The 22,273-nt window shown below is 51.1% G+C and carries 26 protein-coding genes; 18 read left to right on the forward strand and 8 right to left on the reverse strand.

What is annotated here, in order from left to right; genetic code table 11:
- Nucleotides 1-21: 21 nt before the first annotated feature.
- The gene (locus HPY73_08580; GenBank protein ID QLH75477.1) at nucleotides 22-1,212 is read left to right on the forward strand and encodes an aminotransferase class I/II-fold pyridoxal phosphate-dependent enzyme; all 1,191 of its coding nucleotides are present in this window, start codon (nucleotides 22-24) and stop codon (nucleotides 1,210-1,212) included.
- Nucleotides 1,213-1,267: 55 nt separating this feature from the next.
- Here the strand turns inward: HPY73_08580 and HPY73_08585 are convergent, their stop codons facing one another.
- From HPY73_08585 to ribB, 4 genes are read right to left on the reverse strand one after another with little or no spacing between them, the layout of a single operon-like run.
- A complete protein-coding gene (locus tag HPY73_08585; protein ID QLH75478.1) occupies nucleotides 1,268-1,681 on the reverse strand; it encodes a 6,7-dimethyl-8-ribityllumazine synthase in 414 nt (137 codons plus the stop codon).
- 6 nt (nucleotides 1,682-1,687) lie between these two features.
- Entirely contained in the window at nucleotides 1,688-2,158 is a 471-nt protein-coding gene (locus HPY73_08590) for a riboflavin synthase (GenBank protein QLH75746.1), read from the reverse strand.
- Nucleotides 2,155-2,598, reverse strand: a complete 444-nt coding sequence (locus HPY73_08595; GenBank protein ID QLH75747.1) for an FAD synthase — start codon at nucleotides 2,596-2,598, stop codon at nucleotides 2,155-2,157. The genes HPY73_08590 and HPY73_08595 overlap by 4 nt, the downstream gene beginning before the upstream one ends.
- Nucleotides 2,595-3,302: a 3,4-dihydroxy-2-butanone-4-phosphate synthase gene (ribB, locus tag HPY73_08600; GenBank protein QLH75479.1), complete on the reverse strand. Its 708-nt coding sequence runs from the start codon at nucleotides 3,300-3,302 to the stop codon at nucleotides 2,595-2,597. Before ribB ends, HPY73_08595 begins: the two co-directional genes overlap by 4 nt.
- Before the next feature lie 132 nt (nucleotides 3,303-3,434).
- On the opposite strand from ribB, the gene HPY73_08605 reads away from it, so the two are divergent.
- Together HPY73_08605 and HPY73_08610 are read left to right on the forward strand one after the other, a co-directional pair.
- On the forward strand, nucleotides 3,435-4,472 hold the full coding sequence (locus tag HPY73_08605; protein ID QLH75480.1) for a bifunctional phosphoglucose/phosphomannose isomerase: 1,038 nt from the start codon (nucleotides 3,435-3,437) through the stop codon (nucleotides 4,470-4,472).
- Between the two features lie 68 nt (nucleotides 4,473-4,540).
- Entirely contained in the window at nucleotides 4,541-5,818 is a 1,278-nt protein-coding gene (locus tag HPY73_08610; protein ID QLH75481.1) for a serine hydroxymethyltransferase, read from the forward strand.
- A 9-nt stretch (nucleotides 5,819-5,827) separates the two neighbouring features.
- Here HPY73_08610 and HPY73_08615 read toward each other — a convergent pair whose 3' ends face one another.
- Nucleotides 5,828-6,751, reverse strand: a complete 924-nt coding sequence (locus HPY73_08615) for a TIGR00269 family protein (protein QLH75482.1) — start codon at nucleotides 6,749-6,751, stop codon at nucleotides 5,828-5,830.
- 159 nt (nucleotides 6,752-6,910) lie between these two features.
- On the opposite strand from HPY73_08615, the gene HPY73_08620 reads away from it, so the two are divergent.
- From HPY73_08620 to HPY73_08665, 10 genes are all read left to right on the forward strand, one after another.
- Complete coding sequence (locus HPY73_08620) at nucleotides 6,911-7,864, forward strand: replication factor C small subunit (GenBank protein QLH75483.1); 954 nt, start codon at nucleotides 6,911-6,913, stop codon at nucleotides 7,862-7,864.
- Between the two features lie 77 nt (nucleotides 7,865-7,941).
- Nucleotides 7,942-8,091, forward strand: coding sequence for a 50S ribosomal protein L40e (locus tag HPY73_08625; GenBank protein ID QLH75484.1), 150 nt, complete (start codon nucleotides 7,942-7,944; stop codon nucleotides 8,089-8,091).
- Between the two features lie 133 nt (nucleotides 8,092-8,224).
- A complete protein-coding gene (locus tag HPY73_08630; protein ID QLH75485.1) occupies nucleotides 8,225-9,226 on the forward strand; it encodes a DUF835 domain-containing protein in 1,002 nt (333 codons plus the stop codon).
- A 47-nt stretch (nucleotides 9,227-9,273) separates the two neighbouring features.
- On the forward strand, nucleotides 9,274-10,554 hold the full coding sequence (eno, locus tag HPY73_08635; GenBank protein ID QLH75486.1) for a phosphopyruvate hydratase: 1,281 nt from the start codon (nucleotides 9,274-9,276) through the stop codon (nucleotides 10,552-10,554).
- Nucleotides 10,555-10,677: 123 nt separating this feature from the next.
- The gene (locus HPY73_08640; GenBank protein ID QLH75748.1) at nucleotides 10,678-11,877 is read left to right on the forward strand and encodes a nicotinate phosphoribosyltransferase; all 1,200 of its coding nucleotides are present in this window, start codon (nucleotides 10,678-10,680) and stop codon (nucleotides 11,875-11,877) included.
- On the forward strand, nucleotides 11,874-12,326 hold the full coding sequence (locus HPY73_08645; GenBank protein ID QLH75487.1) for an OsmC family protein: 453 nt from the start codon (nucleotides 11,874-11,876) through the stop codon (nucleotides 12,324-12,326). Before HPY73_08640 ends, HPY73_08645 begins: the two co-directional genes overlap by 4 nt.
- The gene (locus tag HPY73_08650) at nucleotides 12,323-12,772 is read left to right on the forward strand and encodes an Lrp/AsnC family transcriptional regulator (GenBank protein QLH75488.1); all 450 of its coding nucleotides are present in this window, start codon (nucleotides 12,323-12,325) and stop codon (nucleotides 12,770-12,772) included. Before HPY73_08645 ends, HPY73_08650 begins: the two co-directional genes overlap by 4 nt.
- A 433-nt stretch (nucleotides 12,773-13,205) precedes the next feature.
- Entirely contained in the window at nucleotides 13,206-13,454 is a 249-nt protein-coding gene (locus tag HPY73_08655; GenBank protein ID QLH75489.1) for a hypothetical protein, read from the forward strand.
- A gap of 79 nt (nucleotides 13,455-13,533) precedes the next feature.
- Nucleotides 13,534-14,142 carry a cobalamin biosynthesis protein P47K gene (locus HPY73_08660; GenBank protein QLH75490.1) on the forward strand — a complete coding sequence of 203 codons (609 nt, stop codon included), beginning with the start codon at nucleotides 13,534-13,536 and terminating at the stop codon, nucleotides 14,140-14,142.
- The gene (locus tag HPY73_08665; protein QLH75491.1) at nucleotides 14,129-14,560 is read left to right on the forward strand and encodes a hypothetical protein; all 432 of its coding nucleotides are present in this window, start codon (nucleotides 14,129-14,131) and stop codon (nucleotides 14,558-14,560) included. The genes HPY73_08660 and HPY73_08665 overlap by 14 nt, the downstream gene beginning before the upstream one ends.
- An 11-nt stretch (nucleotides 14,561-14,571) precedes the next feature.
- Here the strand turns inward: HPY73_08665 and HPY73_08670 are convergent, their stop codons facing one another.
- Together HPY73_08670 and nikR are read right to left on the reverse strand one after the other, a co-directional pair.
- Complete coding sequence (locus HPY73_08670; GenBank protein ID QLH75492.1) at nucleotides 14,572-17,019, reverse strand: DNA topoisomerase I; 2,448 nt, start codon at nucleotides 17,017-17,019, stop codon at nucleotides 14,572-14,574.
- 43 nt (nucleotides 17,020-17,062) lie between these two features.
- Nucleotides 17,063-17,536 carry a nickel-responsive transcriptional regulator NikR gene (nikR, locus tag HPY73_08675; protein QLH75493.1) on the reverse strand — a complete coding sequence of 158 codons (474 nt, stop codon included), beginning with the start codon at nucleotides 17,534-17,536 and terminating at the stop codon, nucleotides 17,063-17,065.
- Between the two features lie 101 nt (nucleotides 17,537-17,637).
- On the opposite strand from nikR, the gene HPY73_08680 reads away from it, so the two are divergent.
- The 3 genes from HPY73_08680 (at nucleotide 17,638) to HPY73_08690 (ending at nucleotide 20,367) form a co-directional block, all read left to right on the forward strand.
- Nucleotides 17,638-18,423 carry an asparagine synthase gene (locus HPY73_08680; protein QLH75494.1) on the forward strand — a complete coding sequence of 262 codons (786 nt, stop codon included), beginning with the start codon at nucleotides 17,638-17,640 and terminating at the stop codon, nucleotides 18,421-18,423.
- Nucleotides 18,424-18,427: 4 nt separating this feature from the next.
- Complete coding sequence (locus HPY73_08685; GenBank protein ID QLH75495.1) at nucleotides 18,428-19,717, forward strand: bifunctional folylpolyglutamate synthase/dihydrofolate synthase; 1,290 nt, start codon at nucleotides 18,428-18,430, stop codon at nucleotides 19,715-19,717.
- 83 nt (nucleotides 19,718-19,800) lie between these two features.
- Entirely contained in the window at nucleotides 19,801-20,367 is a 567-nt protein-coding gene (locus tag HPY73_08690) for an endonuclease III (protein ID QLH75749.1), read from the forward strand.
- On the opposite strand, the gene HPY73_08695 is transcribed toward HPY73_08690, so the two are convergent.
- Nucleotides 20,364-20,654 (reverse strand): hypothetical protein, encoded by a 291-nt coding sequence (locus HPY73_08695; GenBank protein ID QLH75496.1) that lies wholly within the window; start codon nucleotides 20,652-20,654, stop codon nucleotides 20,364-20,366. The two genes, HPY73_08690 and HPY73_08695, sit on opposite strands and share 4 nt — an antisense overlap.
- Before the next feature lie 123 nt (nucleotides 20,655-20,777).
- Between HPY73_08695 and hypA the strand changes: the two genes are divergently transcribed.
- Together hypA and hypD are read left to right on the forward strand one after the other, a co-directional pair.
- On the forward strand, nucleotides 20,778-21,152 hold the full coding sequence (hypA, locus tag HPY73_08700) for a hydrogenase maturation nickel metallochaperone HypA (GenBank protein QLH75497.1): 375 nt from the start codon (nucleotides 20,778-20,780) through the stop codon (nucleotides 21,150-21,152).
- The gene (gene hypD, locus HPY73_08705; protein ID QLH75498.1) at nucleotides 21,152-22,219 is read left to right on the forward strand and encodes a hydrogenase formation protein HypD; all 1,068 of its coding nucleotides are present in this window, start codon (nucleotides 21,152-21,154) and stop codon (nucleotides 22,217-22,219) included. Before hypA ends, hypD begins: the two co-directional genes overlap by 1 nt.
- The last annotated feature ends 54 nt before the right edge of the window (nucleotides 22,220-22,273 follow it).

Here is a 22,273-nt window from a genome sequence, read left to right on the forward strand (position 1 = left end):
TTCATTCAAGGCCGGATTTATATGAAAGCCACGAAGCGTACGATGGGCATCAGTTACGCCATACGCGATGTGCTTCTGCCAGCGAGAGAGCTGGAGAAGAAGGGCGTTGACGTAATAAAACTGCACATCGGGGACCCGAACAAATATGACTTCAAGACCCCGAAACATGTCCGTGACGCCCTCTGCAAGGCCGTTGAGAAATGCGACAATGGCTATGAAGAGTCAGAGGGCAATTTTGAGCTTCGTGCAGCAATCGTTCAGAAAGAGAAGCAGAAGAACAGGATAGACATCGAATTAGAGGACGTCATCGTGACCAATGGGGTAACAGAATCTATCCAGATGATAACAGCTGCGACAATTGAACCGGGTGATGAAATCCTTGCCCCAGGACCATCCTATCCTTCATATATGGAGTATACCAGGTTCTTCGGCGGGGTACCTGTCACATATCGTACGATCGAGGAAGAGAATTGGCAACCAGATATTGACGACCTAAGGAAGAAGATAAACCCACGGACAAAGTACATGGTCATCATCAATCCGAACAACCCGACTGGAGCGGTCTATAGCGACAAGGTTCTCAAACAGATGACGGACCTTGCTGCCGAGTATAATCTTTTCATCATATCTGATGAGATCTACGACCTAATGACGTTCGAGGGGGAACATCATTCACCATCGACCTTGGCAAAGGATGTTCCAATGATATTGACGAACGGTTTCTCAAAGATAGACCTGCTGCCGGGGTGGAGGCTTGGGTACTCTGTATTCAGAGACCCTACGGGCCAGCTCGATGAGATCAAGGAGGGCGTGCAGAGGCAGCTCAGGCTGAGACTGTCTGCCAACGCACCATGTCAGATGGCGGTCATAGAGGCGATGAGACACCCAAAGGACCATCTAAGGCAGATGTTGGTCAAGCTAAAGGACCGAAGGGATTTCGCTTGCAAAAGAATAAACGAGATACCAGGTCTCAGCGTTCAGAAGCCTCAGGCGGCATTCTATATGTTCCCGAAGTGGGAGGGAAGACGATGGAAGACTGACAAAGAATTCGTCATAGACATGCTTCAGAAGGCACATGTGCTGACGGTCCCAGGGGACGGTTTCTGTCCGATCTATGGTAAGAGACACTTCAGGGCTGTGTACCTGCCAGATAAGGAGACGCTCGGACGCGCTTTTGACCAGATCGAGTCGTTCATGAGACAAAGCTCATGATTTTTTAATAAGGATGTTTGTTGAGGGGAGGCAACGACCCTCCCCCAGCGTATTTTCATCGGTCTAGCTTCTTCAACATCTTGACGACGCTCTCGACCGCATCGCGACCCTTCTCGATCCTGTCCTCGGCCTGCAACCTTGTCATCCCAGGTCCTGTGATACCTAGCGACACAGGTTTATCATATTCGACAGCTAGGTCTGCTATCTTCCTTGCGGCATTGGTTATCACTATGTCATCGTGCTCGGTCTCGCCCTCGATGACACATCCTAGCGTGACCACGCCATCGATGCTCTTATCCTCGCACATCTTCTTCACGGCAAGGGGCATGTCGAACACACCTGGTACATGAATTACCTTGCTTATGTTCACCTCTAGGAATGCCGCATGGGCCTTTGCCCTCTCGAGCATCATCGATGTTATGTCAAAATTGAATTCCGAAACCACAATTCCGATATTGTACTTTTTCATCTCTCATCACTTCTCCTTTATCGTACCGACGTCCTCGTATCCCTGTCTAAGTCCTTTGCCCGCCTTCTTAACCAGCTCCTCTGGCCGGAACAGCAGATTATAGGCGTTAATGGCATGCTCCCTTGATCTACGTTCCATCAGCCAGGCAAGTTCTTTCTCATCCTGTGCCTCATCCTCATGGACGAACACCTCGATGATATGACGGTTCGTCATCAACTGTGCCTTGATGAGACCCGTAGAGGCCTCATGTGCGCAGGTCTTATCTACGGCCTTGGACCCAGGCATTCCAAGGGCTATTACAATGTCACAACCTTCCTCTTCGATCAGCTTCTTTGATGCGACAGGCAGGTCCTTTATCCCAGGGACGGTCCTCCTTATAATCTTGAACCCCGTACCAGTCTTTTTCAGCTCATCGATCGCGGCCGCTCCCATATCTATTCGGGCGAACGTCGTGTCTACGACCCCTATCGTCCTCACATCGAACCCCCCCGGACCTGTTTGCTGTGCCATTCAATTATCTTTGTTATTATCTTCCTTGTCCCGTTTAGGTCATCCTCGAACTTCGGTAGGCGGACCACCTCGGTCTTCAATCCTCTCATCTCGAGCTCTTTCTTGATGCGGTCTTCGTCGAAATTCTGGTCATAACCTATTGCGATTATGTCCGGTCTTATTTCAAGGACGATATCTAACATATCCCCCTCCTTTCCAAGCACAGCCTTGTCGACCGGTTTAAGACCTCTGACGAGGTCCAACCTCATCTTTTCAGGCATGATCGGTTCATGCTTCCTCTTCCGGACCGTCGCATCTGTGGCCACCACAACAACGAGCTCGTCCCCCAGGGCCTTGGCCTCTTCAAGATAATGCAGATGTCCCGAATGCAATATGTCGAAGACCCCCGAGGCCATCACGCGCTTCATCTTTCCCTTCCCCATCTTGCCCAAGCCTCGATCACCTGCTTACCTTCTAGGAAGCAGAGGCCTTTCTCTTTGGCATAATCCTTTGCCTTATCTTTGGACAAGGCCCTACCATCATCACCCATCATCTCGCATATCGTGGCAGATGGAACTACACCTGCCATGACCATAAGGGCTGTCGTCAGCTCGGTATGACCGAACCTCTTTGTGAGCAGGTTCTTGGAAGCGTTCAAAAGATGCACATGGCCAGGCGCCCTGAAGTGATGCCCGAACTCCTCTCTGAGGTCTTCAGGTCTTTTATGATCTACATTTTTCACGAACTTAGCGAACTCACTGATGGTCATCGCCCGGTCGATGTCAGTGATGCCTGTGAAGGTCTTCCTATGGTTTATCGTTACGCCGAATGCCGACTTGGTATCATAAGGAAGATCGTTCGGAGTTAGTCCGTTTAAGACAGGATGGTCTTTTGAGGCACAGTTGAAGATATCAGCGAGGAATGGAAGGTCCAGGGCTTCGACTATATCATTGTGGGCGGTGGTACATATCAGACCCCCCGCATTCTTCCTCATCTCCCTTATGACCTCAGGTGTGACGAATTCGGACGCGATCGTCATATCCGTCTCTCTTTCCCTCTCATCAAAATCATAGACAAAGACCATCTTGCCTTCTCTTATATCATTGATGGCCTCCTCCACGCTCTGCTTCATCGATCCACCTGAACGTCCGAATAATCTACGGATAATATCTTTTAGGTAGTAACAAATATATTAGTAGAATAGACATTCTGGATTGAGCATTCTGATTGAAAAACATATTTATGCGTACCAGGATTTGGATTCATGCCATCGGACCTTGATGACATAGAGCAGATGCGGCTCATCGACGCCTCAGGCTCAGCAGAGCAGATCGCAGGTTTCATATCAAACCTTGTTGAGGCGAGCGGTTATGATATTCCTAGGTTGAGAGGCGCATCTTCGGTCTGTATGAGCGGTATTGGAGGGTCTGCGATGGCGGCGGAAGTGCTCCATGACTATCTCATCTCAAGGTCCAAAATTCCAGTGTTCATAAATAGGAACGTAGACCTCCCAAAATGGGCAGGAGTTGACACATTATCATTGATCACAAGCTATTCAGGCAACACCCAAGAGGCCTTAGATGTCTTGGGTAGGAGCATCGAAGCAGGATGCATCGTTTGTTGCATCACCTCAGGGGGCAAGCTCCTCGAAAGAGCCATATCTGCAGGGGTCCCACATGTCAAGGTCCCGGAAGGAGTTCAGCCCAGGGCGGCGTTGGGCTATTTGCTCGGCTCAGCATCGTCCATTCTCGAATCGGTAGGTGCCGATTCCCCTGTAAAGGATATCAGACAGGCCGCTGAGAACACCCGCTCCTCCGTGGAACGCATGTCCCCTACCTCTCCCACCGAGAAAAATTTGGCAAAAAAATTGGCAAAGAGAATATTTGGATCGGTCCCAGTCATATATGCACCCAAGAACATAAGGTCCGTTGCTATCAGATGGCAGAACCAGATCAATGAGAACTCAAAGATGGTGGCGTTCAGCGGGGAGATCCCTGAGATGAACCATAATCAGATGGTAGGGTGGCTTCAAGGCTCAAAATGTATGACATGTAAGCCCATATTCATCTTGCCAAGCAAGATGGACCCAACGATAGAGAAGATGACGATGGTGACGATACAGATGTTCACAGAGTCGGGTCTAGACCCGTTGGTGATACCTCTCCATGGCATGACGCATGCAGAAAATCTGATAGCGGGGATAGTCTTAGGGGACCATGTAAGTTATTACCTGGCCATTCTGAACGGTGTGGACCCTGGACCGGTACCTGTCATACAGGAGTTCAAGGCCCGTATCGCCTGAAGGTTCTTCGGAAATAGTGGGCCAATAGGATTTAAATGGAGGATCCATATGTCCCATTGGCTGATTCAATGATGGAAGACGCCCTCTGGATTAAGGAACAGGTAAAGGAGCACAACAAATGGTTCGAAGAGTCGATACCTCTGATCGCCTCAGAGAACCTCATGAGCCCCCTGGCAAAGGAAATGATGATCTCGGACTTCCACGACCGCTACGCTGAGGGACTTCCCGGAAAGCGCTACTACCGAGGTAATATCTACGTTGACAAGGTAGAATTGAAGTGCATTGAACTGGCACAAAGGATCTTCAGATGCAGGTTTGCAGACGTCAGACCCATATCTGGAACCGTGGCGAACATGGCCGCACTGTTCGCCCTTACCCAGCCGGGAGAGACCATCACCTGCACCTCATTGGACCATGGGGCCCACATATCGACAGCAAAGTTCGGGGCCGTCGGTTTCCGCGGGGTCAATACTGTGACGTACCCTTTCAACACAAAGGACATGGTCATCGACGTGGACGGGGCCAGAAAACTGCTACTTGAGCAGAGGCCAAAGGTCGCCCAGTTCGGGCTCTCAGTATTCCTTTTCCCTGCCCCGCTCAAGGAGCTTCAGGACACATTCCAGGAGATTGGTTGCACCGTCTGGTATGATGGGGCCCATGTCCTCGGTCTTATTGCTGGCGGTCAATTCCAGGACCCTCTGCACGAAGGGGCGAATATCCTAACGGCCTCCACCCATAAGACCTTCCCAGGACCGAACCATGGCATTGTTCTCGGCCACAATATGTCCGAAGAGCTGGAAAAGAAAATGAGCTCTGCCGTTTTCCCAGGGGTAACGTCAAGTCATCACCTCCACGCCATGGCCGCCCTCGCCATAACCCTCGCAGAGTGGGAGATCTATGGAAATGACTATGCAAGACAGGTGTGCAAGAATGCAAAGGCGCTCGGCCAAGCATTGTACGAGCTGGGCATGGATGTGCTATGCGAGCACAAAGGATTCACAGAGTCGCACACGATAGCGGTCAATGTCGCTGCCCACGGTGGAGGGAATCAGGCATCGATCGACCTTGAGAGCGCCAACATAATCACGAACAAGAACATGTTGCCTGGCGACACCAGCGCCATTAAACCAAGCGGGATAAGGTTGGGCGTCCAGGAGCTCACCCGTGTCGGGATGAGGGAGAGCGAGATGAAAGAGGTCGCCAATCTGATATACCGTGTCGTCGTCAAGAAGGAAAAGCCCGAGCATGTCAAGAACGACGTCAAGGCCTTGAAGAAGAACTTCACGAAGGTCCAATATTGTATAGGAGCTGGAGCAGAGGCCTATAAGTTCCACGAGCTGCTCTGAACCTTTTTTTTACAAACCCCTTCCTTTGTTCAATTTATCGAGCATCTCACACGCCATGCACTTCACGTTGCATGTCGGCTCACCACACGAGCACATACGGAGCGACGGCTGTGGATATTTTTCTGTCAGGCACGTCCTGACCGAGTCATAGCTTGCAACAATGCTGTGCCTTGTGCCAGGGTGCCTGCTCTCCATCGAATCTATGATCTCCCTGAACTCGTTCCTGAGCGCAGATCCTGCGTATGGGCACACATCATCAGCATGCTCTAGATCGTTGATCATGGCAAATAGCATCGTCTCGCCTTCAGGCACCGACCTCAGAGGCTCTAGGCGCGGTATCAGTCCGGGCTGCACTTTGATGTGGGGCCCCATCCTTGCCAACCTCTCGACATCTCCCCTCATGAAGTTCATCAATATGGACTGTGCCGTATCGTCAAGGTTGTGACCAGTAGCGAGGAACGAGGCCCCGATCTCCCTGGCCTTTATGTTCAAACATCTTCTTCTGAAAACACCGCAATAAGAACAGGCCATCCTCTTCTCTCCCATCCCGACAATTTCATCAAGGTCAGCACCGACCACCTCCCTAAAGGTAACTATATGGTGTGGCACATTCAACCTGGAGGTCTGAGCCTTGGCCATCAGGATGGTCCTTGGCCTATACCCTGCAATCCCCTCGTCAACGGTGATTGCCTCAATTTTTACATCCCTTCTCTCGCCCAATATTTTAAAAATTAGCTCAAGGGCCACAGCGCTGTCCTTTCCGCCAGAGATGCCTACGGCGATCTTGACTGGTCCAGATATCGTCAGCTGGGACCGTATTTCCTTCTTTACCCGCCCCACGACATATTCATTAAAATGTTTATGGCAAAGGTGGGTGCCATTATATCTGATGTACGTGACCGCCTCGGAGAGGCACTTGTTGCACTTGACCACGACAGAGGATGGCAGCTCATTTTAATAATATTCTCGTGCTCTCGGCAAGGGGGACCGGATTAAGATGAAGAAGGTGTAAGGGAGTATGACATTCATAACATCATAGAATGAGAAAAGTATATTGCGGTAACATCCATTAATCAGCCCGGGTTGGAGCTAATGCAGGAGATTTGGATAGAGAAATACAGGCCGAAGAAGCTGGAAGACATCATCGGACAGCCCGAGATAGTCAATAGGCTCAAATCATATGCGCGGTCTGGGAATCTTCCGCATCTCATGTTCGCTGGACCCGCTGGCACGGGAAAAACGACATCCGCGCTCGCCCTGGCACGTGAACTCTATAAAGAAGCTTGGAGAGATAACTTCGTGGAGCTGAACGCCTCGGACGAAAGGGGCATAGATGTGGTAAGGGGGAAGATCAAAGAGTTCGCAAGGACGTCACCGTTAGGAGGAGCATCCTTTAAAATAATATTCCTGGATGAAGCTGATGCCCTGACCCCCGATGCCCAAGCGGCGCTCAGAAGGACGATGGAGAGATATAGTACCAACTGCCGCTTCATTCTATCATGCAATTACTCCTCAAAGATAATTGAGCCCATACAATCCAGGTGTGCGGTATTCAGGTTCAGGCCCGTCAAGGCGGACGATGTAAAGATGTATCTCAGGAAGATCGCGGAGAGCGAGGGGATCAAAGTTAGCGATGATGCCCTTGACGCTCTTGTTCATGTCGGTGAGGGGGATATGAGGAAGGCGGTAAACTCTTTGCAGGTCGCCGCGGCCTCAGAGAGGGAGATAACGCTCGACGTGGTGTACCAGACAAGCGGTAACGCTAGACCGGAAGAGATCATCAAGATGCTTGAGACCGCATTACAAGGTAACTTCGTCGAGGCGAGGGCCCTTTTGGACGATATCCTCCTGAACTATGGTCTGAGCGGATCAGATATCATCAAGCAGATCCACAAGGGTTTCTTTGACCTGAGCATCCCAGATGAAGAGAAGGTAAAATTGATCGATAAGACCGGAGAGGTGGAGTTCCGCATAGTGGAAGGCAGTAATGAAAGGATACAGCTCGAATCGCTATTAGCATATCTGGTATTGGTCGGGAGTAAGTAAGGGATAGGCCCTCAGATCACGGTCATGATGGAGAATGATTAAATACTGCTTCCTAGTTTCCAACCGAGAGGTATCACATGGCACGCTTCAAGGAGGCCGATGCAAGGCTTCTTAACAAAATGATCTGCATGAACTGCTACGCACGCAACGCGGCAAAGGCAACCCGCTGCAGGAAATGCGGATACGATCACCTTCGCCAGAAGTCGAAGGAAAGCAGGAAGGCATGAGCCTTCTCTCAAATCGATTTTAATTTTTTCAGCATCATCAAGTGGGAGACCCAGAATATTTTCTCTGATATCATCTTAGATACCTTTTTAAGGACACCAGGGGTTTACTTTTGAAACGACCATAGATGGCGTGGTGAACAAGCTGAAGAAGGTCCTTATCGTTGACGATAACCAGGCGATCATAGAGATCGTCTCAGAGATAATAACGGCCGCAGGTTTCGTTCCGCTTTCAGCGTCAGGAGGTATAGAGGCCTTGGCAAGGATCGAGAGCGATGAGCCCGACCTAATTCTCCTCGATGTGAACATGCCCGATCTGGATGGTTATACAGTCCTGCGCCGACTGAAGGAAAAAGGATTGACGGAGAAGATCAAGATCATAATGCTCACCTCTGCGATAGAGGTCGACACAGATATCTTTGGGCTCCAGGACGTCATCGACGGGTACATCAGGAAGCCCTTTAACAATGCAGAGCTCGAGGCAAGGCTCAAAGAGGCCCTCTCGACACCGGGAGAGGGGCAGACATCCCTTCCGCCAGAACAGGCACCTAAGAAGATAGGCGGACTTTCGAAATTCTTCAAGAGAGGGCCGAGACCAGAGGAGATCCACACGTTCGGATCGAAGGAAATGATCAGACGTTCGAAGAAGATCTACGAGCTGAAGAGGGGATATGCCTATCTTGTCAAGGAGGTCAAACCTAAGAAATCTTTTGAGATCTTCGTGGACCAGGTCACCCATGATATCCAAGGTCTATGTGTCACAAGGCAGCACCCATCTGTGATAAGGAAAGATTGGGGGCTTGAGAAGACACCTATAATCTGGCTGACGAACCAGTTAGGGAAGGTCTACATCAACCCTACGAACATCGGTATCCTCGGTGAGACCATAACGCGGTTCATTGAGAAGTCAGGCGATTCTGTTGTGCTTTTGGATGGCATCGAGTTCTTGATAGTAAACAACGATTTCGAAAGGGTACTTAGGATGCTCCACAACATCACGGATGCGGCCATGGAGAACCGCTCTCGATTGATAATATCCATTGATCCCAGGACGCTCCATACAAAAGAGATGGCGCTCTTAGAGAGGAACATGGAGATAATTGACGACCTGGCACCGGGGTCTTCTTTGAACAAATGATATTTCTATTGATTCGTCTTTTGGTTCCTAATAGGATAGTGCACTAGATGACCGGTAGCAAGATCACCAAGGTTTGGGCAAGGGAGGTCCTAGATTCACGAGGAAATCCGACGGTCGAGGCGGAAATCTGGACATCAGGATTGAAGGTCACGGCGATAGCCCCATCTGGGGCCTCCACAGGCATCCACGAGGCGATGGAAGTCAGGGACGGCGGAAGGAGATACGGAGGGAAAGGCGTCACTCAGGCGGTGGAGAACGTCCGGACGAAGATAGCGCCCAAGCTCATCGGGATGGATGTGAGAAAACTTGCTCTAATAGATCAGGCGATGATCGATCTGGACGGCACTGAGAACAAATCGAGGCTCGGCGGTAATGCGATGACGGCGGTCTCGTTCGCCGCCGCAAAGGCAGGAGCTCTGGTTGAAGGAGTAGAGCTTCATGAGTTCTTGTGTATGAACTCCAATGTACTTCCTGTACCGTGCATGAACGTCATCAACGGAGGAAAGCATGCCGGGTCCGATCTCAAATTCCAGGAATTCATGATAGTCCCTTGCGGTATGAGGTCTTTCTCCGAGGCGCTCAGGACGGGGGTGGAGGTATACCACTCCCTTAAAAACGTCCTAAGGAGGTCGTATGGCCCAATGGCCATCAACGTAGGGGATGAGGGGGGGTTCGCCCCGCCTTTGAGAACATCCCGTGAGGCGATGGACATGCTCCTGAAAGCAATTGAGGAAGCTGGTTACAAACCGGGAAAGGATGTTTATCTCGCCTTGGACCCAGCTGCGTCCGAGTTTTATGATAAAGGTTTGTACGAGGTAGATGGCAAGAAAAGGTCTCCTGAAGAGATGATCGATTATTATCAGGGGCTAATCAGCGATTATCCATTGATCAGCTTGGAGGACCCCTTCGAGGAGGAGGCGTTCGATACCATGTCCGAGCTCACCAAGAGGGTAGGAAAGAAGGTCCAGATCGTCGGCGATGACATTTTCGTGACCAATCCGAAGAGGATCAGGATGGCGATCGATGCAAAAGCTGGAAATGCGACATTGTTAAAGGTCAACCAGATAGGTACGGTGACCGAGGCCGTTCATGCAGCCGAGCTCTCATTCGAGTCTGGATACAATGTTATGGTGAGCCATCGGTCTGGAGAGAGCGAGGACAGCACCATCGCGGACATAGCGGTCGCCCTTGAGTGCGGACAGCTCAAGACCGGTGCCCCGGCAAGGGGGGAAAGGACATCTAAGTACAACAGGCTTCTACGCATAGAGGAGAACCTTGGAAGCAGTGCCAGGTTCCTAGGAAAGGATGCCTTCAAGGGTAATAATTAAGGCCATGTCTCCAACTGGAAATGGATGCTGCGATGATAGGCGCCATCGCCATATCATTTCATCCTTGTTAAACGAACATTTGATTATCATCCAAGATGTTCTGCGAAAAAAGGGGGAGATGCTCTGGTGAAGTTCTTCGCGGCAACCGACAGGGAGGTGGCGGAAGGCCGCACCACTGACATTTATTTCGAGCACACATTGAAAGTGCTTGAGAAGAAGGGTCTCCTCGGGGTCGATACGGTCTCCGAGTTCACTGTCGGCGGATTGCCTGATGGATGGGAATGGGGGGTGCTGTGCGGGACTGAGGAGGTCATACGCCTCCTCGAGGGAAAGGACATCGACCTTTGGGGCATTCCAGAAGGGAGCGTGTTCAAGGCCAGGACCCAAGAGGGCATCAGGACACCGATCTTAAGGATCGAAGGTTCATATGGCGAATATTGCCCCTTTGAAACTCCAGCATTAGGTTTCATATGTTATAGCTCAGGGGTCGCAACTATGTCTGCAAGATGCAAGCTGGCCTCAGGTTTCAGGACGGTCATGTCCTTTGGGGTACGAAGGATGCATCCCGCGCTGGCCCCGGTCATAGATCGATCTTCATATATAGGTGGATGTGACAGCGTGTCCTCCATCATCGGTGGGGAAACGATCAGGAAGGACCCGACAGGGACAATGCCACATGCGCTGGTCTTAATGATGGGGGACCAGAGAAAAGCTTTCGAGGCATTTGACGAGCTCATCGATGGTAAAGTGAGAAGGGTGGCCCTCATCGACACATTCTCAGATGAAAAGGCCGAGGCTATGATCGCCTGTGAGTCTGTCAAGGACCTCTATGCAGTAAGACTTGACACACCTGGTTCTAGGAGAGGTGACCTGGCCGATATAATCAGGGAGGTGAGGTGGGAGATGGACCTAAGAGGGTATGGTCATGTGAGGATCTTCGTGTCGGGTGGCCTATCGGACACCGACCTCCCAAGATTGGTAAAGGCAGGTGCCGATGGTTTCGGGATAGGCACGAGCATATCGAACGCACCGACCATCGATTTCTCGATGGACATAGTAGAGAAGGCAGGCCATCCCCTCTCAAAACGCGGCAAGTGCTCAGGAAGTAAGAGAACGTTCCGTTGTAACAAATGTCTAGAATACAGCGCCAGAACGGAAGGGATGGAAGCCCCTATATGTCATCGCTGCGGGACTAAGATGGAGCTCTTCGAGGTGAAACTGCTTGAGAGAGGTCGAAGGGTCGTATCTGAAGAATCTGCCTCAGATATCAGAGACAGGGTAATTCAACAATTGAGAACATTGCAAGGGCTGGCGGGAGGATGACAATGGAAGAGGGGGAGTTCCTGACGGGAATTGAGCTTGTGAAAGATTACAAATTCAGGGTAAACTTCCATAATGTCAAGGAAGGAGAGATCATGATGGATGAGCCAGAGCCGCTCGGCGGAGGTGACCATCCCAATGCAGGTAAGCTCCTCGCCGCGGCGGTCGGCAACTGCCTATGCGCCAGTCTGACATATTGTGTGAGAAGGCACAGGGCAGAGATGCTCTCATTGTCCGCTGAGGTCTCCACGACGCTCGCCCGTAATGAGAGAGGTAGGTTGAGGATAACCAACATCTCTGTCGAGATGCATCCCAAGGTATCAGACCCATCTAAATTGGAAAAGTGCAAGGAGATGTTCGAGGACTTTTGCATAGTCACTCAAAGCGTCAAGGCAGGTATCCAGGTGGATGTCAGGATCGACGGGCCTGATGGTCATGAGGGGGAAAGATGACGACAGCGCTAGATGAAAAAGACATGGCCATCCTGGCAGAGCTGATGAAAGATGCCAGAAGGAGCACAAAGGCCATAGCCAAGGACCTGAACATTCCGAGGGCCACGGTCCATGAAAGGATAAAAAGGATGCTCGACAGGGGCATCATAAAGGGATTCACGGTATTGCCAGATTATATAAAGCTTGGCGAACCGGTCACAGCCTTCATCCTCGTCTCCTTCCTTCCGAACAGCTCAGTGTCGCAAAGGGAGGTAGCGCAAAGGATAGCCATGCTCGAGGGCGTTCAAGAGGTCCACCTTATTTCTGGGGAGCACGATATAATCATAAAGGTGAGGGGAAGGTCCATGGAGAGCATCGGTTCATTGGTCATTGATAAGTTGAGGGCCATTCCAGGAGTGGGCAAGACCTTGACGATGGCATCCTTCACGACGATAAAGGATATCTGAGCCGTCCTGACCACAGGACCTGACGACCGTTCTCTTCTATCTTGGTATTTGTCTATATAATTATCAATAAAAATTCAAGATGGCCATGGAATTCGGGTTTTTAAATTAAAAATATCTAGGTGTCCTTTTTTATTTCCCTATAGGGCGTTGAGTCTAAGCAGAATTTTTCATATAAAAAATGGTACAAATTTGGGCATCTGGATAAACAGTGAACACTAGACATAATGTTAAATATTCAGCACGGAATAGTGTTTTTTTGCTGAGAAAGAAAGCATCAGTTAAGGCAGTAGCTTGGGGGTTGTTGCCGGCGAGCTTTTCTTTTTAGGCGGGGAGGGATCTATTGGTTCACAATCAATCAGCGCAAGCTATGCTCTGCGAATCGATCATTCGGGAGCTTGAACCGTGCCTTGAGCTGAAATTGAAAGAAGATGACATGGGATCAGATCAGAGGTCCCTGATGCGTTCCAAAGTGATAGACGAACTGATGGTCTTCGGAATTACCAGGCCTGCCAAGGTGCTCTGCCGATGCGGGGCCATCGCCGAGATCGACAGGTCGGTTCTTCGGACCAAGAAAGACCTGGGAAAGGTCATTGAATGCCGTCGGTGCCGTAGCATGAGAATCGCAAGAGAAAAGGAAGAACTGGACAATGATTACTACGGGATGCAGGAAAGCTTGGAATGAGGTGGATCCCGTCACCGTAACTCCTTAATTATTTATACGCGCCGTTGAATAGCAACGTCCAACTCTGACTGGTGAACCAATGGACATGATCGTGATATCTGGATTCTTAGGTTCAGGCAAGACAACGATGATACTCTCGACGATCGGAAAGGTCATCGAGACGACGAAAAAGAAGGTCGTCATAATCGTCAATGATTTTGGTAACATCGGAATAGACGGCAAGGTGATGGAAAAATACGGGCTTTCGGTCACCGAGATGCCGAGCGGGTGCATATGTTGCACCCTGGGATCCGATTTTCTTGAAACCGTGAGGACGGTAGCTGATAAGTTCTCACCAGACCTTGTCATCGTCGAGCCTACTGGGATCGCCGACCCATCGAACATTGTGGACACAATGAAATTATACAGGGGTCCTTTGGGCCGATTGAAGATATTCGTAGTGGTGGACGCGGTGAGGTTCCCAATGATAATGAAGGCATTGGCCAACCCCCTGAAGAACCAATTAAGGTCCGCAGATGTGATCTTGATCAACAAGATCGATGAAGCCTCCGCGTCAGCCGTTGAGGAGGTGCGGAAGAACCTTGAAATGTTAGGATATAAGAAGGCAGTGATCCTGGCGTCCGCTACTGCAGGGACCAATCTGGAAGAAGTGGTTGAGGCGATGGTGATGCAAGATGATGGCCGATGATTTCTCTGCTCACGCAGCCGAGGTCACCGTCGATTTTAGGAAAGAAGTCTTGCCAGATGAGATCAAGAGCCTTATTGAAAGATTGCTCAGCAAGATCGCAGATGACTGTGTAAAAGAAGGGACAAGGCTCATTGGTCACATCAAATGCGTCGCTGAGACCGGACCAGATACCTTCCTTGCGTGCAGCGTCGTCTCGCCTGATGCAAAACCAAGGTGCTCGGGCGGATTGGATAAGCCATCAAAGGACCTCAGGTTGATAATAAATATACTCCAATATGGGCTTCCGAAGGAGGCCTTGGTCAAGATCGTCGAGAAGGAAGCCCCTAGGGCCTTTGGTCCTGATTCGAAGGTCGAGATATTGGACCTTTCCAAAAAGGGAGAAAGGTGTGAAAAGCCAAAGTTGATATCCATCGATTGAGGTGCGGCGTCTCATTCGGTCCTTTTCACCGTCTTTTTCTTAACTGTCTTAATTCCAGAGCCTTTCTTTTTGGATGCCACCTCATCTTTTTCCTTTCCTTTTACGATGGCCTTCTTCTTTGATGCCGCTTTCTTTAGGGACACGTCCTTCTTCGCCCCCCCATCATCTTCCTCTATATTGACCAACTTCGTGTCCAAGGTCTTCGGTCTCTTGTTCTCCTTGCAGTCCATATTTGGGCAGAACTTCCATCCTCCTTTCCCCTTCATGCTGAACAGAGGGGCATTGCAGATGGGGCATGTCTCCCCTGTGGGAATTATTGAGCCATATTGTGGCAGTGGATAGGTACGCTTACAATCAGGATATCCCGAGCACCCCAGGAACCTCTTCCCCGCCCTCGAATGCAACAATTTCAGGTCTTTTCCGCACTCAGGACACTTTCCAACTATGTCCATATCCTTGTTCGATTCGCATTCCGGGTCTATGCACACGACCTTCATAGGACTTCCACGTCGGATGACCTTGATCATCGGAAGTTTACATTTCTCGCATAGCTGTTGGGTAGGCTGGACCAGGGCCCCTGACGGTTTCCTGAACGTCCTTTCGCATGTTGGATAGTTCATACAACCTATGAACTCGGAGCCCTTTTTCGTCCTTATGACCCTCAGGTCGCCACCACAGTCCGGGCATTTACCAAGATTGTGCTGCTCGGCCAAGGCGGACCTTATATCATCACCGATCTCTTTCTTATGCCTCTCCATTATGTCGAGCACGTCCGAGAGCATATCCTGTGATTCTTCCACGACCTCTCCGACCGTCGTTTTACCATTTGCTATGTCATCCATGTCCTGCTCAAGATGCGCGGTCATCTTGCTCTCTGTTATGACCTTCGCATGTTTTTCCAAGGCTTCGATGACCGCGATCCCGCTTTGGGTCGGGACCAGGTCATTCCCGGTCGCATACTTCCTGTCATACAGCTTTTGGATTATCTCATGCCTGGTGCTCTTTGTGCCCAGGCCCAACCGTTCCATCTCTTGGAGCAGGGTTCCTTGGGTATACCTTGTAGGAGGACGGGTCTCCTTCTGCTCTATGTTACAATTACAGACCTCCACAGCGTCCCCGATCATCATGTCCGGTACGAGCGCCTCGCCTATCCTGATGTATGGATAGTATTTTCGCCAGCCGGGGTCGATCACACGATACCCTTTGACATTGAATGGTTCCTTCTCCACCTCGATGACGACATCCTTTGTTTCAGACCTCGCGGGGGGAGCGACCGTGGCCAGGAACCTTCTTGCTATAAGCTCATAGACCACCCATTTGTCCCCTTTGAGCTGTTTCTTGGTCGCAGGCTCGGTGGGGTAGATAGGCGGATGGTCGGTGGTCTCTATCTTGCCCCTTGATGCCCTGATCTGGGACTGTTTGAGGAGCTCTTCCGCCTCTTCTCTCAGGTCTGATTCTTTAAGCTTTTCAAGGATGAACTTGAGCGAAAGGGAACGAGGATAGACGGTATTGTCTGTCCTTGGGTAGGATATGAACCCAGAGGTATAGAGGTCTTCAGCTATCTTCATGGCAAGGCTTGCACCGATGCCTAGCTTGTTCGCCTCGGCCAAGAACATCGTCGTGTTGAACGGTGGTATGGGGTATTCTTCCTTGGTCTCAAGCTTATAACTTGTGACCGTCCCCTGCCTGGCGTCGTTGACCTTTCCAAAAACCTCCGTCGCCTCGTCCTCTTTCCAGAACGGATTCCCTGCGTGACCTCCCAAAAACTCTCCGTCCTTCCTGAAAGTGGCGGTCACGTTCCAATATGGTGTCGGGACAAAGTTCCTGATCTCCCGGTCCCTGTCCACGATAAGGCTCAACGTAGGGCTTTGCACCCTGCCGACGGACAGAAAATTATTGCCCATCTGTCCCGATGCGAGGGAAATGAACCTCGTCAGCGCGGCCCCCCAGGCAAGGTCCACGACCTGCCTGCACTCCGCTGATTCGGCAAGGCGATGGTCAGGTAATGTAAGCTCCTTGAATGCCTTCTCGATCTCTGCCTTTGTGAAGGCTGAGAACCTTGCCCGTTTGACATCCGACATGTCAAAATCCAAGAGCTTGACCGCCTCTAATCCGATCAGCTCCCCCTCCCTGTCAAAATCGGTCGCGATGATGATCTGGTCTACATCACCGGCGAGCTCCTTCATTGCATTTACGATGTTGCTGGCCGTGACACGTTTCTCAGGTTCGACATAGACGAGGGTCTTTGGGTCCACCTTGCTCCAATCGTTGAACTCTTCAGAATAATCGAGCTCTATCACATGCCCCCTCAAGCCCAGAACATAATACTGATCACCGTCCCGTTCAAACTCGAAGACCTGGACCCCATGCAGCTTCTTTCGCTTCATGGTGCCCCCTGATAAAATGAAAGCGATCCTGGCGGCAGCATCGGATTTCTCCGATATGATAAGCCTCTTCATCGGTCTCGCTTCAAGAGTTTTCGTTTATTTAACGGATTGGGATTCAATCATCGTGATGTGTATGGATGCCCTCGTGATCATGGACGTCCTCGAAATGGCGATGCTCCGTGATCTCCCCAGAAAGCATCACAGGTATTCCATTTTGGACACCCCTTACGCTTCCCAACGTGTCGGCCAATCGCTTAATGTCCCTGACCTTCCCAGAGACTATCAAGACCTCTAGGCACCGCTCCAGGTCCAGATGAATATGGATTGATGACGAAATGAGGTTGTGGTTTTGATGCTGGATGTCTGTCAATTTTTCTTTTACATCTCCCTTGTGATGATTATATATAAGGGTGATGGTCCCACAGACATTCGCATCTTCATCCTGGACCACCCTGTCGGTCAACGCATCCCTGATGAGGTCCCTGATCGCCTCGGACCTGGTACCATAACCTTTCTTCTCGATCATCTCATCGAACAAGCTTAGTAGATCCGGCTCGATCGAAACGCCTATCCGGGTTACGTTGTCCATCAGATGCGAATCCACATCTCAATGAGATAACACTTTCTAGCCCGTCAAAGTATGATTGTGGTTTGAACATCCTTATTAGCGGGTCACACCAATTACTGGCCGTGAATCATATAGAAAAGATTCTGGTCGCCCTGGACGAATCTGTGCGGAAGATGCTGGGAGGAAGGGATGTCGGCGTCTTGTTCTCTGGAGGGATCGACAGTTGCGTCATAGCCGTCCTTGCCAACAGATGCTCTAAAGCATCGCTTTACACGGTCGGGATGGAAGGGTCTTATGACCTCAAGGTCGCTGAATCGACGGCCAATCGCCTGGACATGGAATGGAAGGGCATAGTGCTATGTGAAGATGATGTGGTCAAGGCCATCAAGCTCTTAAAAGGGATGGTCAAGGACATCGGTCCTTTGACCATCTCATTTGAGGTCCCGTTGCTCATGGTGGCCACGACGGCCAAGGAAGGCATTTTGACCAGCGGTCAGGGGGCCGACGAACTTTTTGGGGGATACGACCGATATGTGAGGATGGACCGTGGTCTGCTCCGCGAAGAGATGCGCAGGGACATAGCTGCGCTCATCGAGCACGGGTCGCCAATGGAAAAGGCGATCGCCTCTAAGTTTGGAAAGGACCTGCGCCATCCCTTCCTCGACCCATCCGTCGTCGAGGCCTCCTCAGATCTGCCAATGGACCTTGTTATCCATGGTGGTGAAAGGAAGGTCGCGCTCAGGCATGTTGCAAGGTCGCTGGGCTTGATCGAAGAGGCCGATAGGAAGAAGAAGGCGGCCCAATACGGTTCGGGTGTGATGAAGGTCATGAGGTCCATGGCAAAGAGACAAGGGATGGACCTAAGGACATGGGTCGAAAGGACCGACCCTGATGCGTTGAGAGGATGACAGGATGAGCTATGAAGAAACGATCGAATGGCTTTTTTCATTGGAGAACATGGGAATAAAGCTCGGGCTCGAAAGGATGAGAGAGGTCCTCACAGCGCTGGGCAACCCTGAGAGGTCTTTCAGATGTGTACATATAGCTGGCACGAATGGGAAAGGTTCTGTCTGCGCCATGTTGGACTCGATATTCAGGGAGACGGGTCTGATAACCGGTCTTTACACGTCCCCTCATCTCGTGGACTTTTGTGAAAGGATCAAAGTGCAAGGTGAGATGATAAAAAGGGAAGAGGTCGCTGAGCTGGTCAAGGTGGTGAGGGAGACCATCGAAAGACCGGATTTCCCAAAAGGAAGGAGACTCACATTCTTCGAGGTCACTACGGCGGTCGCCTTTCTATATTTCAGAAAAAAAGGGGTCCAGATGGCGGTCCTAGAGGTCGGGATGGGGGGAAGATTGGATGCGACCAATGTGGTCAATCCTGATTGTACCGTGATCACTCGGATAAGCTTGGAGCACACCCATTTCCTTGGGGACACGTTGGCCAAGATTGCCTATGAGAAGGCCGGTATAATTAAAGAAGGGGTAACGGTCATCACGGCAGAGGAGGACGAAACAGCCCTCAGGGTGATCGATGCGATAGCGAGGGACCGCTCCGCCCCCCTGCTCGTCGCTGGAAGGGACATCGATTTCAAATTGATCGGCAAAGGATGGGAAGGTATAGAGGTGAAGCTTGGCTCCTTAGATAAGACCGTAAAGGTCCCGTTGATCGGAGGTTTCCAAGCGAGCAATGTCGCGATGGCCTGTGAGTGCGCCATTGAGGCCCTGTCAAAGGTCGGCCGGATAGATGAGATAGCGATAGTAAAAGGATTGTCAAAGGTACAATGGCCGGGCAGGATCGAGGTCGCCTCATGGTCCCCGAGGGTGATATTCGACGTGAGCCATACCCCGGACGGGGCGAAGGTCGTAGCCGATGAGCTTAAGGAGCTCCATAAAGGAGGATGGGTGTTGGTCATCGGTGTCCTGAACGACAAGGACCTTGAAGGGATCTGCAAGACCTTTGGAAGCTTGGCCACGAAGGCGGTGGCCACATCTCCGAGGACAAAAAGGGCTTATCCGGCCGATACGGTCGCAAGGGAACTGTTGAACTATTGCGACGAGGTGACCATCGAGAGCGATGTGGGGGCAGCAATAGAGAGGGCATTGATGATCCGAGAGCCAGAACAGGCGGTGCTCGTCACAGGTTCGCTATATGTGGTCGGGGAGGCTAAGGAGTGGTTGGAGAAACAGCGGCAAAAATAAGGTCGGACCTCAAATTGATCGAGAAGGACATCGAAGGCGGGGCATTTCCTGGTACCGACGGGATCCATGACCCTGAATGGCCAATGGACCCTTTCCATGTGCTGATAGCGACCGTCCTCTCACATCGGACGAAGGACATCAATACCTATCGGGCCGCGAAGCAGCTTTTCTCAAGGTTCGATGGGCCGAAGGAAATAGCTGAGGCGGATATCAGCACAATCGAGGAGCTTGTGCGCCCCTCAGGGTTCTATAAGGTCAAGGCAAGAGGGATCAAGAGCATATGCATCGAGCTTGTCAAGAGGTTCGACGGTCAGGTACCGAGCAGTATGGAGGACCTTTTGACATTACCTATGGTCGGAAGAAAGACGGCCAATTGTGTATTATCTTACGGGTTCGGTCAGGACGGGCTATGTGTGGATATTCACGTTCATCGCATTTCGAACAGGTTAGGATGGGTAAGGACAGAACATCCTGATGAGACCGAGATGGAGCTTAAGCGCATCGTCCCTAGGCCGCTCTGGTGTGATATCAACAGCGCTCTTGTCCGGTTTGGCCAAAAAACATGTCTTCCACGGAACCCCAAATGTTCAGGATGTATGCTGGTCAGGGGTTGTGAACACGGCCGCAAAGTGATGGGCCTGAACGATTAAACGCCAAGCGTCTCGTCGACCTTCTTGCTCATCTCTTTTCCTATCTGGATCTCCGCCTCCCAATGTGGCAATGTGTCCAATACCTCCTTTAGCTCCCTGAGGCAATCGATACAGAACCATTTGTTCCCTATCGGCTTCATCGGTTTTTTCACATATCCGATGGTCCCGCACAGAGCACAGACATGCATTTTTTTTGTGCAATGCTCTGCATAGGCGTCCAACTTTTTACCTTCCAAGATGGACTCTAGCGTCCTCTCGCTACGGTCCTTACCTTCATCTGCGTTCATGCAAGGTCATCACGTTATGTTCACCTGGATATTTGTTCCTTATCAAAGAGATCAAAGAATTTCACCGGTCTCTTCGGCCTTTCTGCGATAGATAATATATATGGACCTGTGATTGCTCTTCGAATGCACGAAGTTTCGGTCATGGCCAGCATTCTCGAGGGCGTAAGGAAGGAGCTTGAATCTCATGAATACGACAAGGTCGAAGAGCTGGTCCTTGTCGTAGGGGAGCTAACATATCTTGGGAGGGAACAGTTGGAGTTCGCCTATGAGGTACTTACCCGAGGCACGGACCTGGAGGGGTCCCTGCTCGTTATAAATGATGAGCCGGTCGAGGTCAAATGCGGATCCTGCGGTTATTCAGGTCCAGTAGAACATCTTTCCGACGATTCATTTCATGTGAGCGTCCCCAAGCTTTCCTGTCCTAGATGTGGCTCCAATGTGGAGGTTCTGAAAGGGAAGAGCTGCAGGGTGACCTCGGTCAAGGTGGTGAGCGACTGATGTTCAGGTTCAGGGAAGAGGCGACGGCTCAAAAGATCATCGAGGCCATAAGGGCGATGAAGGTCGATCTCAGCATCATGCATGTATGTGGCACGCACCAGGACACTCTGGTGAAGTTCGGTCTCGAGGAGATGCTCAAGGAGGTCGGGATCACGATAAGGCAGGGACCTGGTTGTCCTGTGTGCGTCACCACCACGAAAGAGATCGTCGAGGCGATCACTCTGGCAAGGAGCGGAGTGACGATAACCGTCTTCGGTGACATGCTCACCGTGCCCACCCCGATAGGGTCGTTGGCAGATGCCAAGGCCGAAGGTGCCGACGTCAGGGTCGTTTACTCTTCGAGCGACGCGGTGAAGGTGGCCGAAGAGGTTGAAAAGGTCGTTTTCATGGCCATCGGTTTTGAGACGACCAGCCCCACCACCGCGGCGGTCCTTCTGGACAGCCCTCCTGAGAACTTCAGCGTGCTGAGCTGTCATCGCATACTGCCACCGGCCCTTGATGCCTTGTTCACTATGGGCGAGGTCCGTATAGACGGGCTCATCCAGCCCGGCCACGTGGCCACGATCATCGGCATCGGGCCCTTCAAGAGGTTCTCAAGGGAGCTGAAAGTGCCCCAGGTCATAGGGGGGTTCGAACCTTTGGACCTCATGGTGACGGTCTACATGATCGCCAAGCAGCATGTGGAAGGTAGGGCCGAGGTGGAGAATGAGTATACGAGGGTCGTTAGACCTGAAGGAAATCCAACAGCGATCAAGATGCTGGACGAGGTCTTTTATCCCGTTGACCGAAATTGGAGAGGGTTCCCAGTCATACCGAAGAGCGCTCTAGAGCTGAGACCTGAGTTCGCATCTCACGACGCAAGAAAGGTATACGAGGATGTATTGGCCAAGGCCCCTGTGGTAAAGGAAGATATGGGCGGCTGCCGTTGCGGCGAGGTCCTCAGAGGGCTCATCATGTCAAAGGAATGCCCGGCGTTCGGTAGAGGCTGCTCGCCAAAGCGGCCGATGGGGCCCTGCATGGTCAGCAGGGAAGGCAGCTGTAACATATCCTATAGATATAGACAATGATGCATCTACAGAACTGCAAGATATTACACTAGCGCGTCTATCAGGTTAATATTT

Source organism: Methanomassiliicoccales archaeon, from assembly GCA_013415865.1.
Classification (GTDB): domain Archaea; phylum Thermoplasmatota; class Thermoplasmata; order Methanomassiliicoccales; family UBA472; genus MVRC01.

What these genes read in the sequence shown, in the direction of transcription:
- hypA (QLH75497.1), top strand. Translation starts at nt 20,778, where the DNA reads ATGCACGAAGTTTCGGTCATGGCCAGCATTCTCGAGGGCGTAAGGAAG.
- HPY73_08625 (QLH75484.1), top strand. Translation starts at nt 7,942, where the DNA reads ATGGCACGCTTCAAGGAGGCCGATGCAAGGCTTCTTAACAAAATGATC.
- nikR (QLH75493.1), bottom strand. Translation starts at nt 17,536, where the DNA reads ATGGACAACGTAACCCGGATAGGCGTTTCGATCGAGCCGGATCTACTA.
- HPY73_08690 (QLH75749.1), top strand. Translation starts at nt 19,801, where the DNA reads ATGGACCCTTTCCATGTGCTGATAGCGACCGTCCTCTCACATCGGACG.
- ribB (QLH75479.1), bottom strand. Translation starts at nt 3,302, where the DNA reads ATGAAGCAGAGCGTGGAGGAGGCCATCAATGATATAAGAGAAGGCAAG.
- HPY73_08650 (QLH75488.1), top strand. Translation starts at nt 12,323, where the DNA reads ATGACGACAGCGCTAGATGAAAAAGACATGGCCATCCTGGCAGAGCTG.
- HPY73_08655 (QLH75489.1), top strand. Translation starts at nt 13,206, where the DNA reads ATGGGATCAGATCAGAGGTCCCTGATGCGTTCCAAAGTGATAGACGAA.
- HPY73_08660 (QLH75490.1), top strand. Translation starts at nt 13,534, where the DNA reads ATGGACATGATCGTGATATCTGGATTCTTAGGTTCAGGCAAGACAACG.
- HPY73_08610 (QLH75481.1), top strand. Translation starts at nt 4,541, where the DNA reads ATGATGGAAGACGCCCTCTGGATTAAGGAACAGGTAAAGGAGCACAAC.
- HPY73_08670 (QLH75492.1), bottom strand. Translation starts at nt 17,019, where the DNA reads ATGAAGAGGCTTATCATATCGGAGAAATCCGATGCTGCCGCCAGGATC.
- HPY73_08605 (QLH75480.1), top strand. Translation starts at nt 3,435, where the DNA reads ATGCCATCGGACCTTGATGACATAGAGCAGATGCGGCTCATCGACGCC.
- HPY73_08695 (QLH75496.1), bottom strand. Translation starts at nt 20,654, where the DNA reads ATGAACGCAGATGAAGGTAAGGACCGTAGCGAGAGGACGCTAGAGTCC.
- HPY73_08595 (QLH75747.1), bottom strand. Translation starts at nt 2,598, where the DNA reads ATGAAGCGCGTGATGGCCTCGGGGGTCTTCGACATATTGCATTCGGGA.
- hypD (QLH75498.1), top strand. Translation starts at nt 21,152, where the DNA reads ATGTTCAGGTTCAGGGAAGAGGCGACGGCTCAAAAGATCATCGAGGCC.
- HPY73_08585 (QLH75478.1), bottom strand. Translation starts at nt 1,681, where the DNA reads ATGAAAAAGTACAATATCGGAATTGTGGTTTCGGAATTCAATTTTGAC.
- HPY73_08580 (QLH75477.1), top strand. Translation starts at nt 22, where the DNA reads ATGAAAGCCACGAAGCGTACGATGGGCATCAGTTACGCCATACGCGAT.
- HPY73_08685 (QLH75495.1), top strand. Translation starts at nt 18,428, where the DNA reads ATGAGCTATGAAGAAACGATCGAATGGCTTTTTTCATTGGAGAACATG.
- HPY73_08620 (QLH75483.1), top strand. Translation starts at nt 6,911, where the DNA reads ATGCAGGAGATTTGGATAGAGAAATACAGGCCGAAGAAGCTGGAAGAC.
- HPY73_08665 (QLH75491.1), top strand. Translation starts at nt 14,129, where the DNA reads ATGATGGCCGATGATTTCTCTGCTCACGCAGCCGAGGTCACCGTCGAT.
- eno (QLH75486.1), top strand. Translation starts at nt 9,274, where the DNA reads ATGACCGGTAGCAAGATCACCAAGGTTTGGGCAAGGGAGGTCCTAGAT.
- HPY73_08645 (QLH75487.1), top strand. Translation starts at nt 11,874, where the DNA reads ATGACAATGGAAGAGGGGGAGTTCCTGACGGGAATTGAGCTTGTGAAA.